We start from the raw sequence: 14,346 nt of genomic DNA on the forward strand, positions 1-14,346 counted from the left end.
CTCCCTCAAACATCTTATTTTATTGCTTCAACAAACCTTTTTGTAATATCCATAGGTCTTGTTATGGCTGTTCCAACAACAGCTGAGTAGGCCCCTAGTTCGAACACACGCTTAAGTTGTTCCGGCAACCAAATGCCACCTTCTGCGATAATCGGGATAGGAAAATCCTTCACAAGTCTTTCGATCAATTCTGTATCTGGTAAGCTTGTCCCTTGCGTATATTCGGTATAGCCACTAAGTGTCGTTCCTAAACAATCAAATCCTAATTCATAAGCACCTTGCGCTTCTTCATACGTTGAGCAATCGGCCATGAATACTTGATCACTATATTTCTCACGGATGGTAGGGAAAATTTCGCTTATGAGCTTACCATCAGGCCTTATCCTATTGGTTGCATCTAGCGCAATAATGTCCACACCTTCTTGATAGAGCAAATCTATTTCTTTTATAGTCGGTGTGATGAACACATCAGATCCCTCGTAAATACTTTTAATAATGCCAATGATCGGCAAATCCACAGTTTTTTTAATCTCTCTAATATCTTCAATACTATTCGCTCTAATCCCTTTAGCTCCGCCTTTCATTGCGGAATAAGCCATTTTCCCCATAATAAACGGGCTGTGCATGGGTTCTTCAGGTAGTGCCTGACAAGAAACAATAAGTTCATGCTCTATGGCAGTAAAAATTTCCATTTTAGTTTTCAGTTGATCACACCCCCATTAACCTTATTTCTATTTAAAATACTCCTTAAACTCATTTGCAAAATTATGCCCCATCATCTTATAGCCTTCTGCATTTGGATGAAGTTGATCGGGGAGCAAGCCCGCGTGTTTTTCCCCCAGGATATCCAACCCATTTATATAAAAAAGGTGGTTATCACCGTTTCTTCTAAATATCTCTACAATTTCTTGTACTTGTTGTCTCATTTCAATAAGCGTAAAACCAGCTGAATTAGTTGTTTCCTCTCTAAACGCCCCAAAAATAGGAGAACTTAATACAATTGGAACAGTTGTATGTTTCTCACGAATAATTTTTATAAATCCAATGATAATCGCTTGAAATGTTCGCTCATTATAACTGTTTGCACCATATATATTTATACCCGCACAAAGGGAAATGAAGTTAACAGGCGTATCCCTAATCGTTCTAGCAATCATTGGTTCAAACTGGCATTGTCCACTGAATCCCAGACAGGTTAAATCCAAATCCAATTCGGCCGCGGTAATAGCGGGCCATGTCTTTGAAGGACTTTCCGCCGCGTGGCATTGAGTGATGGAACTCCCATAAGCGAGCCATTTTTTCCTTAATGAATTAGGAGAGTTCCAATTCGCATCAATAGCAATATAAACATCTCTTACGGCAACTTTATGTTGCTGAGACAAATAGATTTCAACAAATTTATTTTTTGCTAAAAGACCATCCACTGTAAAGGATGTATCCTTAGGACTAACAATTATTGTCTTCACTAATTCTCTATCAATTAGGAGATCGAATTCCACTTCAACTTCAGATGCCGCCAATTCCACTTTGATTATTGGTGAATTTGTTTCGAACGTTATTCGAACGCCTGCCGGTATTTCTGCGGTTCCGTTAAGTTGATTTGGCGTATAAAAATCTTTTTCATCATAAAATATTCTCCACGGACTAATAAGTCCTCCACTTTTTTCAAGCGATATGGCACCCAACACTGTTTCTGAATTCAGGAAAATTGGTTTCATTTCTACACCGCCAATTACGTCATTTTAATTTTGAATCCGATATTTCATTATTACTTCGTCAATCCTATTGTTAATTCCTTCAATTTTTTCGAAATCTTCTCCAGACACCGGCTCCAATGGGCCTCTAACGCTACCAATATTTACGCCTCTTAGTTTATAGATTTCTTTAATAACAGAGTACATTGAACCATTCAATGAGCATAATGCAATAATGATGTCATTAATGTCATGTTGAATTTTTCTCGCTTCCGAGAAGTTACCTGCTGATACAAACTCTTCTGCTTTTAGAAACAACTCTGGCATCACACCATAAGTGCCTCCAATCCCGCTATCTGCGCCAATTAATCTTCCTGATACATATTGTTCATCTGGACCATTAAAGACAATAAAGTCTTCATGAGCTGTCGCTTTAAATCTTTCGATATCTATGACTGGCATCGAAGAATTTTTCACACCTATTAACTTGTCGTTCTTTAATAACTTCTTGAGTAATTTAATTGAAAGACTATATCCGGTCGTTTGAGGGATGTTGTAGATAATAAACGGCAAATCCGTCGAATCCATAATTTCCGTCCAGTACTTTTCAATTGCACTTTCAGGCAGTTGAAAATAAATTGGCGGTATAGCAGACAACGCATCATAGCCCAATTCTTCCGCATACTTCGCTAATTCAACACTGTCCTTTGTTGATGGCGCTCCGACATGGGCGATTAACGTAAGTTTTCCCTTCAAGCATTCGGCAACATATTTCAATGTCGCCTTTCTTTCCTCGAGATTTTGATAAATACACTCCCCCGAACTTCCACCAACATAGAGACCTTGTACGCCTTTTTCGTAGAGATGGTTCGCTAACACCTTAATTCTTTCTGGTGATATCTCTCCTGATTCATCATAACAAGCATAGAATGCTGGAATAATTCCTTTATACTTATCTAGTAACATATTCTGTTCTCCCCTCTTATCTAAATAAGTTCGATACCTATATATTTATGTAATCTGGGCGAAGGCGCCTTATAAGGGGCGACTTTTCGCCGAGCGTCGAAGCAATTTTTCATTTGACTGAGCCCATCGTAATGCCTTGTGTAAAGGACTTTTGGAACAGTGCGAATATGACAATCATCGGTAAAGAAGCAAGTGCAGCACCAGCCATCATGACCCCGTAATCGGTCTTATGTTCACCCTGCATTGTAGCGATTCCTAGTGGCAGTGTCATCATTTCCGTTGACCGAGTGATTACAAGTTGGCTGAAATAATCGTTCCAACTTAACATGAAAGTGAAGATCGCTAAAGCACCTAAGGCTGGTTTAAGCATTGGAATAACAATATGCCAAAACGTACGAATTTCACCACATCCATCCATCTTTGCAGCTTCTAAGAGTTCATTAGGTATCGTTTGAGAAAACTGTTTCATAAGGAAAACACCGAAGGGCCAGCCGATTGCCGGAATGATTAACCCTTTATATGTATCTACCCATCCGAAATCCGCTAGCATTGTAAATAATGGAACTAGAATAACTTGTTTAGGTAGTGCCATTGCAGCAATTAGTACGATAAAGATTAGCTTGCGCCCTGGAAACACTTTTTTTGCAAGGACAAAACCCGCTGTAGCACTTACAAAACAGACTGCAATCATTTCACTGCTTGCAATAAAGAAACTATTAAATGTCCAGCGCCACACTGGATTACTAAATAATGTTACCCAGTTATCCAGTATTGGTTTTAATGGAAACCATTCTGGTGGTATCGTTATCGCAACAACTTGGGCTTTAAATGCCCCCGTGACGATCCAATAAAACGGAAAAATGAAGAATAGTGCAGAGAGAATCAATAATAGAGTAGAAATTATTTTTAATGCACTTAATTCACGAAACCATTTTTTATTTGGAGATAGATTAAATTTTTTCTTCCTGTTTAACTGAGATTGTGTTTTCACGACGTTCCCCTCCCTCTAATACTCAACATCATTGCCTAAGTATTTAAATTGAATGATAGAAATCACTCCAATGACAATAGCTAGAATGACACCCATTGCAGAAGCTAAGCCAAAATTACCGAGGAGAAATGCTTGTTGATATACGCCATACATCACGGTCGATGTGCTATAAATAGGACCTCCAGAGGTTAGCAATTGGATGAGAGCGAAACACTGAAACGAATTAATTGTCGTAATGACTATCACATATAAACTTGTGGGCATCAGTAACGGCCATATAATTTTCCGGAAAATTTGTCCCGGCGTTGCTCGATCAATCTGTGCCGCTTCAATATAAGTAGTTGGAATATTACCGAGTGAAGCAACATACAAAATAATCGGCTGTCCAACGGAAGTCGTGATTAATATAACCGTAATCGCCATCAAAGCCGTTTTGGGATCTCCCAGCCAGGAGACCGGCTCTATTCCAAAAAAACTAGTAATATAATTCAGGATTCCAAAATTCGGATGATAAATCCAACCCCATACGACAGTGACACTTACCACTGAAGTCACTGCAGGCAGATAGAATATACCTCTACAAAATGATCTTATAAATTCGCTTTTCTTATAGATGGACATCGCTACAAAAATAGAAAAACCAATAACGATAGGAACAGCAACTGCGACAAGTACAATCGTATTAATCATAGATTTATGGAATGTTTTATCATGATAAAGCGTTACATAATTATCCCATCCAATAAATTCAAAACTTGTAATGTTGTAATCGAAAAAACTCATGTATATTCCTCTAAGCATCGGATATACAACAAAAATAAGGAAAAATGTTAACGCAGGTAATAAAAATAAATAGCTCATCATCCAGTCACGTAATTTGTTTTTGTTTGGTTTACGAATGGTAGCTAACATTCTTCTTTCACCCCAATCTAGTTCTTTATGTAAAGGAGCAGCTTATAATCACTGCTCCTCCTCTCCACTTTAATTTTTAATTTGCTGCTTTTGCCTTTTCAATCGTAGCATTAGTTTTCTCTGCAAATTCATCTAGCGCTTCTTTAGGTGTTTTTGTTTCAAGGATTGCTTCTTGCAATGCCGGGAACCAGTGAGTACGTATTTCCGCATAGCCATCTGCGATCGTTGGTGGATCTGTAATGAATTTACGTGCCAGCTCTGAATAATCATACTCTGACCCTTCATATAGTCCTGTGATAGAATTACGCGCTGACAAACCTCCAGTTTGTATTAAGTTCTTCTCGCCCCATTCAGGATCATTCACGATGAAGTCAACCAATTTCTTTGCTGCTTCAACTTTTTTATCGTCATCATTATTGAAGACTGCTAAACCACCAAGAAATGGTTCAAGCTTTGGATCTGATCCGTCCGGTGTTGGATAAGGAAGTAAAACATCCTCAAAGTCTTCTGTTTTATTTGGAGCAAAAAGTGATTTAAGTACAGCAGAATAGTTAATTGCAAATGCCATTTTACCTTGCAAGAATAAATCATTATGATCCCCAGCGTCTAACGAAGCAGCGCCTGGTGCCACCAACCCGTTTCTTGAAGCTTTTACAACCCATTCAAGCCCTTTAATACCGCTTTCTGAGTTAATTGCAGTTGCACTATAATCCTCATTCAAAAATCTACTAGCACCTAGATTTGTAATATATCCTCGAGTTCCCTGATCCCCTGCAACGCTCTTTGCATAGAATCCAGATGGAATGATGCCCGGAGCCTTTTCTTTAACCGCAAGTAATGCTTTCTCATATTCTGCTACAGTCCATGTCCGATCTGGTCGATCTAATGGCAGCAAATCCACTTCGCCGATTTCCTCAAATAGAGTCTTGTTGACAGCCATCATGAATGGGCCTGTATTGAATGGATACATATAAACTTGATCATCTACCATTGATTGCTTCATCAACGCTGGAGAAATATCATTCTTCACCTCATCTGGCATCATGTCATTAAGTGGCGCAAGTAACCCTTTCTTCCCCCAGTCAATGATCCGCCCAGGAGCGTCGTAGATCATATCTGGCGCTGTGTTCGTAGCAATAGCTACATTCAGCTTTTCAGGTCCACCTTCAAAAGTAAGCATCTCTAACTTCACTTTAATATCTGGGTTTTTTTCATTGAAAGCCTCTATGATTTCTTTCTCATACTTACCTACTTCTCCATCCAAAGCTTGGAAGTTCGGGAAATTCCACCACGTTATTTCCACCTGTTTGTCGTTACTAGGATTTTTGTCTGCGTCTTTACCACCTTCGCTATCTTCAGCAGCGTCTTGACTACAAGCCGCCAAAAATAGTGATAGTACAAGAGCAATTGCAACCAACAAGTTGAAACTCTTTTTCGAACCTTGCATAGTATCTCCCCCTATTTTTATTTTCCGGAAACATTGGTAAGCGCTTTCATTTCCTGTTTTAAGCATAAAGTCAATAACCAATCATGACAATCCCACGAACTTTACATTCATAGCTCTATTCTGACATGAATGCTTCATACCTTCTTGAAATCTTCAATAATTCTAATATGTAAATCACTAACTCCAAAGAGGCTTCGGTTTCAGAAAGATTTAATCTTCTACGAATTGATTGTTGGGGAATTATTTCTTATCGTGTACACTTAGATTAGAATTCTAGAGGGCTTATACTATAATCCTATTAATCAACAACTACTATCAAATCATATTTGGGGGAATACGATGTATAAATTGATGATTGTTGAGGATGAACCTCTCATACGTTCGGGGTTAAAGCAATATTTTGATTGGAAATCATTAGGTTTCCACACAATTGTTGAGGCGGAAAATGGAAAAGACGGAGTGGATACAGCTTTAATAGAGCTCCCTCATTTAGTGATTACAGACATTCGTATGCCTATAATGGATGGACTTGAAATGATTGGACAGCTTCGACCAAAACTACCCGATACCCTTTTCATTATCTTGACAGGACATAATGAATTTGAGTATGCGCAAAAAGCTATTCATTATGGCGGTGTGTATGATTATTTACTCAAACCGTTGCAATACGAAAAAAGTTTTTCAGTTATTATAAATTGCATAGAAAAAATACGACTTAAACAACTTACAACACAATCCTTCGAACTGCCGACAGGAAAAGACTTGAATCTAAGCACAGATCAAGAGGCTGATATTGCGCTCGCAGAAGTCCATAATTCAATACATTTAATTGACAAGAATCAGGCTAACCTAGATGGCCTTCAACTTTTCACAAAAATAGAGTCCTATATCAAACAGCATATCGATCAAGAAATAACTCTTAATATGGTCGCCGAACATTTCTTTTATAATCCATCTTATTTAAGTAGGTTATTTAAAACAAAATTAAATAAAAACTACATGACTTTTGTAAGTGAAATAAGAATTAAATATGCGTTACAGTGTTTAAAAATATCGCAATATTCCGTAACCGAAGTATCTATTATGTGTGGTTATAAAAGTTATAAACACTTCGTAAAAGTATTTAAAACTATCACTCGAATGACACCGACAGAATATAGAAAACAGTTACGGTTATGATGCTATGAACCAATTAAAAAGCTTCTTACAATTATTCCGATTCAAACACGTCAATCATCAAATATTTGTCCTTATGATTCTAACGATTACCATTCCGCTGTTGATTTTATCCGTAATGATTTATATATTTTCAATCCAATCAGCTAAAAATGAATATCAAAACAGTTCGAATCTCATTCTTAACAATTTATCATTTAATTTCGATCAATATTTGCAGAGTATCGAGATGGGTGCACTTACAGCACAGATGGACAGTAAACTACAAAACGCACTTGAGAACTGGGGGGTAAATGATTCAGAACGCGACAATGTTCAAAGTTTAGAATATGAAAATGCGATTGAACATTTTATTAGTACAATCGAAATAACAATTGAGAATGTCGATAGTGTCCAAATTTATATAGGTGACCGCGTATTTTATTCGACTCTTAAAAAATCCGTTTACGATGTAAGTAACTTAACAAATGAAGAATGGTATAAACAAACCATTGCGCAAAAAGGGAAAATCGTTTTATTTGGTACTCACCAACCATTTAATCGGGTTAATCCCAATGAATCTGTGATATCAATCGCAAGAGTGATTAACAAAAGTGGAAGCAGACAACCGTTAGGTGTTTTGCTTATTGATATCCGTTTAGATTCATTACGTAACATCCTGGATTTATCAGAAAATCATAATCGGAATTTTGTTATTCTCGATCCTATCGGCACCGTCATTTACGCTTCTGACCTTGATCAAATTGACTCCGCCATGGCATTTAAACCAGCTATCCAACCTCTCCTAACAGATTCAAATGAGGAGTTTGGAAACTTTTACGCACCAGTAGACGGGGTCTATTCATTTTTTAATTTTGTTACTTCCCCCTACTCAGGCTGGACAGTTATTCAGTATATAGAAGAACAGGAAATGACTAAACATGCGGACATGCTTCGCAAAGTTATTTTAGGGTTAGCTTTCTTTTCCATTGGTATGGCTATGTTATTTATGGTGATCTTATACATACGTGTAACCGAACCCATTATCTACTTAAGTAGGCAAGTGAAAATGATTGGAAGAGGAAAATTCGATGTTAACTTGACTAGTAAACGTCAGGATGAATTTGGCGGACTTTATCAAGGGATTAGTAAGATGGTGACGGACATACAGGATTATATTGAACGTTCCTCTGTCTTAAAAGCACAACAAAAGCTAGCACATTACCGTGCACTAAAAAGTCAAATCAATCCACACTTTTTAGCAAACGCGCTTGAATCGATTCAAATGAAAGCGGTGTTAAACAAACAACGTGATATCGCTGAAATGATTGGAGTACTCGGACAGTTGTTTCGAATCAATATCCAAAGTGGAAAAGAAACGATCACATTGGAAGAAGAAATGACCCATATCCGCCTGTATATCCAAGTACAACAAATGCGATTCGGAGATAAAATTCAGTATATCGAAAACTTAGCCCCAACTAGTGAATCTATGCGACTATTGCATTTCTCCCTTCAGCCCCTTGTCGAAAATGGGATTGTTCATGGGTTAGAGCGCAAGTATGGAGCTGGAGTACTCGAAGTTTCGTCTACTTTTTCCGGTAAGGATATGCTAATTTTAGTGAAAGATAATGGGGTCGGCATTGATGAAGAACAACTTCGGCACTTGCAAGATCGCCTTGCACAGGTTTCCAATACATTAACCGAAGAACATATCGGGCTTAAAAATGTACATGATCAAATTCGGTACTATTATGGTGATCAATATGGTATTGAGATTGATAGCTTACTCGGAGTAGGTACAACGGTAACTATACGAATACCAGCTAGACCATGAAATTGACAAAATATGAAACAATACTAAAAGCATCATGCTCCTTTGATATATCTAAAAAAACAAATTAAATGGTTAACATTATAAAACGTTGGGTATTACAATAATATGCATTATCCAACTTAATAAACTTTTGGAGGAGATTGAAATGGATTTGAAACTTAATGGTGAAAAGAAATGGTTGAAACTTGGAGCAGCAACATTACTCTCAGTCGGAATGCTTGCTGCGTGTGGAGATGGGGATGACGACGATGTTGACGTAGATGTAAATAATCCTGTAGAAGAAGTCAATCCAGACGATGGTACGGATACAGATGTGGATTTAGATACTGATGGTGGAACTGATGATGGAACAGATACCGATGTTGACGTAGATACTGACGATGGAGCGGATAAAGGTGCTGACATCGAAAATGGCGGTGATGATAAGAAAGATGACGAAAATATCGAAGATGGCAGCAATGGTTGATTTGAACAACTGCAAAAGCGCTTAGCATACAAAAAGACTGGATGGCACAATGGCCATTCAGTCTTTTTTGGTATACACAATTTAATTTTCAAATAAACATTCCCGCAATTGCAGCACTCAATAATGAAGCTAACATCCCCGCTGCTACGGCGCGAACACCGAGTCTTGCAATGTCAGGACGTCGACTTGGCGCAAGAGCACCTAAGCCCCCAAGAAGTATAGCGAGAGAACTTAAGTTTGCAAAGCCACAAAGAGCAAAGCTGACGACGATAACTGTTTTAGGGCTAAGTGAAGCAATTTCTGGAGCGAATGATGCATAGGCTACAAATTCATTTAACACAAGCTTTTGACCGATGAATCCGCCTGCTGTAACAGCCTCAGACCAAGGGACACCAATAGCAAACGCAAGCGGTGCAAATAGAACGCCTAGAATTCCTTCAACCGTTAACGACTCGAAACCAATTAACTTACCGAGTCCACCTAACATGCCATTCATCATAGCGATAAGCGCGATGAACGCTAATAGCATTGCACCGACATTGAGCGCAAGTTTTAATCCATCCCCTGCCCCACGTGCTGCTGCATCGATAACGTTCACTGATTCCTGATCTTTTCCCATCTCAAATTCAGCAACATCTGACTTCTCAGTTTCGGGTATCATTATTTTTGCCATTACTAGACCTGCAGGTGCCGCCATGAAGCTTGCTGCAATCAAATACTCAAGTGGTACACCCAAAAGCGCATAACCCGCAAGCACGGACCCTGCAACAGACGCAAGTCCCCCTGTCATGACTGCAAAAAGCTCAGACTTCGTCATGTTGGCCAAAAACGGTCGGATCACTAGTGGAGCTTCTGTCTGTCCGACAAATATATTCGCCGCAGCTGACACCGATTCTGCTTTACTCGTACCGAGCAGTTTCGACAATGCTCCTCCGATCAGTTTGATAACCATCTGCATAATTCCAAGATAATATAGCACGGAAATCAAGGAAGAAAAGAAAATGATAATCGTCAACACTTGGAATGCAAAAACGAAACCAAATCCGTCAACATCTGCTGCCGGGCCGAAAACAAAGGCAACTCCTTCTCCAGCATAATTGATAACATTTTGCACCAACCCGGAAAACCATATTAACCCAGCTCTTCCTGCTTCCCACTTTAGAACGACGAATGCAAACGACACTTGTATGATCAAACCAACGGCGATAGTTCGGTAATTAATTGATTTCTTTCCATTGGATAAAAGAAATGCAATTCCTAACACCACTACTATACCTAAAAGCCCCCACAATAAATTCAACTAGTACACCTCTTCATATGGAAGTTTTCCATTTGTAATTTTGTTACTACTACGCCAATTCGCACTATGTAGAATAAATAGTTGTCTGACGTCATACAACTAGATGAGTTTAGCAAAGGAAATGACATAAGTAAATATATTGTGCGAAAAACAAGAAAAACTATGTTTTCAAAACGATTCAGCAGTTAGTATTCCACATTTTTCAGTATTTACTCTTCTTTTTTTGAATATGCTCACATTATAAGACAACGAAAAAAGAACACCCCTTTTAAGTCAATACAGTCGACCAATAGGATATTCCTTACAATTGTCCTCTATCTATATTCTGTTGCCGCTGTCAATTTTATAATGAAGAATAGATCATCTGAATTAGAAAAGTTGATTAACCGAGGACAAGGAACTGGTTATAGAATGTTTTCAAGAAAATTACTCATCCTATAATAAAGGAGATGTAATCAATTATGCGAAAAACAGTTGTCGCGCTTGGAATATTTATGACAGTTAATTCTGTATCAACACATATTCCCACTATTACTCATACAAAACAAGAGGTTCCAGCCTACGCTAAGTGGGGACAGCTCGCTATAAAAGAGACGCAATCAAAATATCCCAATGCGAATATTATTGACTATCTGCATGAAGGAAGCGAATCTAAAGTTGATTCGACAATTGAAAAATTTAAGTTATGGTTGAAAGATGGTGACAAAGAATTCGGTGTTTTTGTAAGAATTGAGTATACTACCGTGACTGAAAAAGTAATTACTATTGAAATGGAGGAAACTTCTAGATAAAAATCACAGTCGATACCATTCAATTCGATAAATCTTTTTTCAAGTAACACCAATATTAAACCCCTATAATTTGGAGTCTTAATTAAGCGGAATGTTTCTTTTTTCTTTGGGATGAATTATATGGTAGCAAGTGATAAACAGTTAGGTGAAATGGACTTGGAAGATGGGTATTAGGTAGTTAATGATACCCATCAAGAAGCTGAAGAGTTTTTAAAAAAGTTATTGATATTCCGATCATAATCACTATAAAATTCTTGTTACATCCCTCAAATACATATTGAAATCTAGATTAAAATTAAAAATAGAAGTGAAGCAACTTATCTTATAAGAGAAAACTTCGTTGAACTATTTTTTAAAAAGATGGGATTTGATATGTATTATTGGTGGATAAAATCCATCCTAAAAAATCAAAAAAAATTTGGTAAAACATATAATATCTATGGGTCTATATAATAGAAGCATTTTTCGAAAGCCCTATAAGTCCACTAACTTAAATTACTAAGACAAAATAAAACACCTACGTAAATGATTCACTTTTAAAAAGTGCATTTATCGAAGGTGTTTTTTTATAGGGTAGCTCTATTTAACTATTTTCAACATCAAAATATGTAGGGTACTTTATTCAGTTTTTAAATTTTTCTTTCGCGAAGGTAACATATTAAATAAGATATTCAACACAATCGCAGTGACACTACCCGCAACAATACCGTTACTCGTTAAAATATTGAGACTTGAAGGGAATTGTGCGAAAAGTTCAGGTACGACAGTCACACCAAGCCCAATCCCAATTGAGCAAGCAATGATCATTGAATTCTCTTGAGAATCAGTAATGATTTTACTTAACATCTTAATCCCTTGAGAAACGACCATTCCGAACATAGCAAGCATAGCACCGCCTAAAACAGCATTCGGAATAATTGTTGTGAACGCTGCGATTTTAGGAACAAAACCAAGCGTAAGCAGCATAATACCCGCGATCAAAATAACTTTTCGTGATCTGACACCTGACATTTGAATCAAGCCGACATTTTGTGAAAACGTCGTATACGGAAATGCATTGAAAATACCGCCTAGTAGGATAGCGATCCCTTCCGCGCGATAACCTTTTTCAAGATCTTTTTTCTTTATGTCTCGCTCACAAATATCACCTAGTGCAAAGTAAACCCCTGTCGATTCAACAAGTGAAACCATCGCAACAAGAATCATCGTGACTATAGCCGGCCATTCAAAAGTCGGCATACCGAAGTAGAAAGGCTCTACCATATGGAAATAGGTTGCATCCCGAACGGCTGAGAAGTCAACTTTCCCCATAAATGTTGCTGCAACAGTCCCAACAACCAAACCAAGTAAGATAGAAATAGCTCGGAAGAAACCAGTCGAAAATTTAAAGACTAGGAGAATAAAAACCAACGTTCCGAAAGATAATGCTAAATTCGACAATGAGCCGAAATCACTTGCACCTTGACCCCCACCCATATTGTTAATAGCCACGGGAATTAACGTAATCCCGATAATCGTTACGACAGAACCAGTAACTACAGGTGGGAAAAATCGTACAAGCGTACCGAAAAATCGGCTAATAACAATGACGAAAAGGCCCGAAACGATAATTGCCCCGTAAATAGCGGAAATCCCAGACTCGGTGCCAATCGAAATCATTGGCCCAACTGCTGTAAACGAACAGCCTAATACGACTGGCAGACCGATTCCGAAGAAACGGTTATTCATAATTTGTAAAATCGTTGCAATCCCGCACATTAATATGTCGATGGAAACAAGATAAGTCAATTGTGTAGAAGTTAGGCCGAGTGCATCCCCAACAATTAATGGTACCAGGACTGCCCCCGCATACATCGCCAAAACATGTTGAAGCCCTAAAGCAGTTGACTTAAGTGGATTGCTCACTTGGAAGTTTCCTCCTCACTAAATGTCACTTGTCCATTTTCGAGTGAAGCAATAATTGCAAGAGATTCTACACGGATGCCACGGTCACGGATTAGCGCCCCGCCAGGTTGGAAACCTTTTTCGATAACAATGCCAACACCTGACAACTTCGCCCCAGCCTGTTCAATGATATCTAACAACCCAAGTACAGCTTGTCCGTTCGCAAGGAAGTCATCGATTAACAAAACTGTATCTTGTGCTGTAATGAAATCTTTGGAAACGGAAATATCATTTGTTTCGTTTTTTGTGAATGAATGAACACTAGCCGTATAGAGGTGATCCACTAACGTTAATGATTTGCGTTTACGTGCAAAAATTACCGGTACACCTAGTATCAAGCCCGCCATCATTGATGGAGCAATACCCGATGATTCAATCGTTAGGATTTTCGTAATACCTGCGTCTTTAAATCGTTCTGCAAACTCTGCCCCTATTGACTGCATAAGTGGTGGATCGATTTGATGATTCAAAAACGAATCTACCTTCAGCACCTGATTCGATAACACTTTACCGTCTTTTACAATTTTATCTTTTAACAATTTCATTTTATTTTTCCTCCTTCTTGTTTTCACAATCAAGAGCCAAAAAAATAAGCCCTATGACCGTGCATCCAATCAAACCATGAGTGGAGCAATGTCATTCGAGCTTATTTGCCGAATGGAAAAGAAAGAGACATACCCAATCTAATGAGTACGACTTTTTCAATCCGTTGCTTCCCATAGTCGATTTATTTACGGCAAATCGGTAGAAACTTGCGGGCCATATCCCCGCGATTATATGAGCGAATGCTATTAGAATGTTTTTAGTATAGCATGGGAAGTTCAAAATTCAACGCCCTCTAAG

Annotated in this window: 13 protein-coding genes and 1 riboswitch; of the genes, 4 read left to right on the forward strand and 9 right to left on the reverse strand. The window is 38.2% G+C overall.

The genetic code is table 11. From position 1 onward, the window contains the following. Positions 1 to 14: 14 nt before the first annotated feature. From FQ087_RS08085 to FQ087_RS08110, 6 genes are all read right to left on the reverse strand, one after another. A complete protein-coding gene (locus FQ087_RS08085) occupies positions 15 to 692 on the reverse strand; it encodes an N-acetylmannosamine-6-phosphate 2-epimerase (RefSeq protein WP_149579954.1) in 678 nt (225 codons plus the stop codon). 39 nt (positions 693 to 731) lie between these two features. Continuing rightward, a complete protein-coding gene (locus FQ087_RS08090) occupies positions 732 to 1,718 on the reverse strand; it encodes an SGNH/GDSL hydrolase family protein (RefSeq protein ID WP_149579955.1) in 987 nt (328 codons plus the stop codon). A gap of 24 nt (positions 1,719 to 1,742) precedes the next feature. Beyond that, positions 1,743 to 2,660, reverse strand: a complete 918-nt coding sequence (locus tag FQ087_RS08095; RefSeq protein ID WP_149579956.1) for a dihydrodipicolinate synthase family protein — start codon at positions 2,658 to 2,660, stop codon at positions 1,743 to 1,745. 109 nt (positions 2,661 to 2,769) lie between these two features. Next, the gene (locus FQ087_RS08100; RefSeq protein ID WP_149579957.1) at positions 2,770 to 3,651 is read right to left on the reverse strand and encodes a carbohydrate ABC transporter permease; all 882 of its coding nucleotides are present in this window, start codon (positions 3,649 to 3,651) and stop codon (positions 2,770 to 2,772) included. 15 nt (positions 3,652 to 3,666) lie between these two features. After that, entirely contained in the window at positions 3,667 to 4,563 is an 897-nt protein-coding gene (locus FQ087_RS08105; protein ID WP_149579958.1) for a carbohydrate ABC transporter permease, read from the reverse strand. Positions 4,564 to 4,639: 76 nt separating this feature from the next. Continuing rightward, entirely contained in the window at positions 4,640 to 6,010 is a 1,371-nt protein-coding gene (locus FQ087_RS08110; protein ID WP_149579959.1) for an ABC transporter substrate-binding protein, read from the reverse strand. 339 nt (positions 6,011 to 6,349) lie between these two features. On the opposite strand from FQ087_RS08110, the gene FQ087_RS08115 reads away from it, so the two are divergent. The 3 genes from FQ087_RS08115 (at position 6,350) to FQ087_RS08125 (ending at position 9,468) form a co-directional block, all read left to right on the forward strand. Continuing rightward, positions 6,350 to 7,189, forward strand: coding sequence for a response regulator transcription factor (locus FQ087_RS08115; protein WP_149579960.1), 840 nt, complete (start codon positions 6,350 to 6,352; stop codon positions 7,187 to 7,189). Between the two features lie 4 nt (positions 7,190 to 7,193). Further along, entirely contained in the window at positions 7,194 to 9,002 is a 1,809-nt protein-coding gene (locus tag FQ087_RS08120; RefSeq protein WP_149579961.1) for a cache domain-containing sensor histidine kinase, read from the forward strand. A 145-nt stretch (positions 9,003 to 9,147) separates the two neighbouring features. Beyond that, positions 9,148 to 9,468 (forward strand): DNA primase, encoded by a 321-nt coding sequence (locus FQ087_RS08125; RefSeq protein ID WP_149579962.1) that lies wholly within the window; start codon positions 9,148 to 9,150, stop codon positions 9,466 to 9,468. Positions 9,469 to 9,556: 88 nt separating this feature from the next. On the opposite strand, the gene FQ087_RS08130 is transcribed toward FQ087_RS08125, so the two are convergent. Continuing rightward, on the reverse strand, positions 9,557 to 10,768 hold the full coding sequence (locus tag FQ087_RS08130) for a NupC/NupG family nucleoside CNT transporter (RefSeq protein WP_149579963.1): 1,212 nt from the start codon (positions 10,766 to 10,768) through the stop codon (positions 9,557 to 9,559). 461 nt (positions 10,769 to 11,229) lie between these two features. On the opposite strand from FQ087_RS08130, the gene FQ087_RS08135 reads away from it, so the two are divergent. Further along, positions 11,230 to 11,559, forward strand: a complete 330-nt coding sequence (locus FQ087_RS08135) for a DUF3889 domain-containing protein (RefSeq protein ID WP_149579964.1) — start codon at positions 11,230 to 11,232, stop codon at positions 11,557 to 11,559. Between the two features lie 618 nt (positions 11,560 to 12,177). On the opposite strand, the gene FQ087_RS08140 is transcribed toward FQ087_RS08135, so the two are convergent. After that, positions 12,178 to 13,464 (reverse strand): nucleobase:cation symporter-2 family protein, encoded by a 1,287-nt coding sequence (locus FQ087_RS08140; protein WP_149579965.1) that lies wholly within the window; start codon positions 13,462 to 13,464, stop codon positions 12,178 to 12,180. Then, positions 13,461 to 14,048, reverse strand: a complete 588-nt coding sequence (locus FQ087_RS08145) for a xanthine phosphoribosyltransferase (protein ID WP_149579966.1) — start codon at positions 14,046 to 14,048, stop codon at positions 13,461 to 13,463. Before FQ087_RS08145 ends, FQ087_RS08140 begins: the two co-directional genes overlap by 4 nt. Before the next feature lie 154 nt (positions 14,049 to 14,202). Beyond that, positions 14,203 to 14,304: riboswitch (purine riboswitch) on the reverse strand. Between the last annotated feature and the right edge of the window lie 42 nt (positions 14,305 to 14,346).

This window comes from Sporosarcina sp. ANT_H38 (genome assembly GCF_008369195.1).
Taxonomy (GTDB): Bacteria; Bacillota; Bacilli; order Bacillales_A; family Planococcaceae; genus Sporosarcina.